Annotated in this window: 3 protein-coding genes; all 3 read right to left on the bottom strand. The window is 61.2% G+C overall.

Going from position 1 to position 1,483, the window contains the following annotated elements; genetic code table 11:
• Nucleotides 1-235, bottom strand: a 235-nt coding sequence (locus AAC083_RS17500) for a PTS fructose transporter subunit IIB (protein ID WP_308811020.1), incomplete at its 3' end; no start/stop codon positions are given.
• Nucleotides 232-1,221, bottom strand: coding sequence for a 1-phosphofructokinase (pfkB, locus tag AAC083_RS17495; RefSeq protein WP_108537271.1), 990 nt, complete (start codon nucleotides 1,219-1,221; stop codon nucleotides 232-234). The genes AAC083_RS17500 and pfkB, both read right to left, overlap by 4 nt.
• Nucleotides 1,221-1,483: HPr family phosphocarrier protein (locus AAC083_RS17490; protein WP_146181719.1), on the bottom strand; the 263-nt coding region annotated here is incomplete at its 5' end. The genes AAC083_RS17490 and pfkB, both read right to left, overlap by 1 nt.

Below are 1,483 nucleotides of genomic sequence, written 5' to 3'. Positions count from 1 at the left end.
GATAAACCCGCTTACCATCATAGGCGCCGAGATCCACCGGGCAGCTTGCGACAACCAGCACCAGATCGGCGGCGGCAATCTGCTCCTTGCCCGGCACCTGACGGGGTTGCACGCTGGAGCCGACGTCGAGGGTGAGTTCCCAGCCAGCCAGTTTGGCCTGCTGTTCTATCCGTTTTGCAGCGAGAAAGCTGGTGGCTATGCCCGCCGGGCAAGCCGTAACCAAGATTGCTTTCATTGGGCATCTCCTGAGTTTTTCATTGAGGGGGTATGGCACTGAACCGGTGCCAGATCATCCAGACGCTGTACACGCACCTGTTCAAGTAAGGGGTTGAGCACACTGATATCGCTAAAACCGACCGCCACCTGACTGACTGCCAGTGCCGAAACGGCGGTGGCCAGATGCAGGATCTGCTCCGGCGCCCAGCCAAGACTCAGACCGTGGGTCAGCCCCGCCACCAGGGAGTCGCCAGCACCGACTGTGCTGATGACATTCATACGCGGCGGAATGGCCTGCCAGGTGGCATCAGGACCAAACCAGACGAGGCCATCGGCGCCATTGGAGATCACCACATGGGCGATACCCTGAGTCTGTAACTCGCGGGCGCAAGCGGCCTGCTCGCTCAGGGTCTTGATGGGACGACCGGCCCACTGGCTCAGCTCCTCCAGATTGGGTTTGATCAGGGTCGGCGCAGCCTTGATGCCTTCGCTTAAGGCCGCGCCGCTGCAATCGAAGATCACCTGCTTGCCTTTGGCCTTGAGCAAGCGAATAAGATGGGCGCAGTAACTGGGGGCCACCCCTTTGGGCAGGCTGCCCGCCAGCACGAACCACTCGGCTTGCGGTGCCAACTCGTCGATGGCCTGCTCCAGGGCACTCACTTCCCCTTCGTGGATGGTGAGCCCCGGCAGGTTGAGATCGGTCACCCGGCCCGAGTGCTCGGAGATCTTGACGTTGATACGGGTGCTGCCCGCCACACGCACAAAGTGATCAGCCAGCGCGCGCTCTGTAAACAGGGAAACAAAACTCTGCTCATTGTCAGCGCCAAGCCAGCCGGTCACGCCCACGTCGCGGCCCAGATCTTTCAACACCATGGCGACGTTGATCCCCTTGCCCGCGGCACGTAAGGACGCCTCGCTCACCAGATTCACTTCGCCAAGGTTCATCGCCTCGAGACGGGTAGTGAGATCAAGCGCCGGGTTGAGGGTAATGGTGACAATCTTCATCAGTGTGCCCCCTCACCCAGACCGGCCGCGATGGCCTCGCCGATCCCCTTGAGGGCCGCTTCGGCATCCACCCCTTCGGCGCGAAACGCCAGACGGTGACCGCACTTGACGCCAAGACCAATGACCTTCATCAGGCTCTTGGCGGAGACTGCTTCGCCGCTACCGTCCAGATTGGCAACGCGAATGTCTGATTCAAACTCTTTGGCTACCTTGACCAGCATGGCCCCCGGACGGGCATGCAGGCCATGGGGGTTAATGATGG

This window comes from Aeromonas sp. HMWF014 (assembly GCF_963878295.1).
Classification (GTDB): domain Bacteria; phylum Pseudomonadota; class Gammaproteobacteria; order Enterobacterales; family Aeromonadaceae; genus Aeromonas; species Aeromonas popoffii.
Note: the sequence above shows the minus strand (reverse complement) of the source record. Positions and strands in the feature narration are given on the sequence as shown.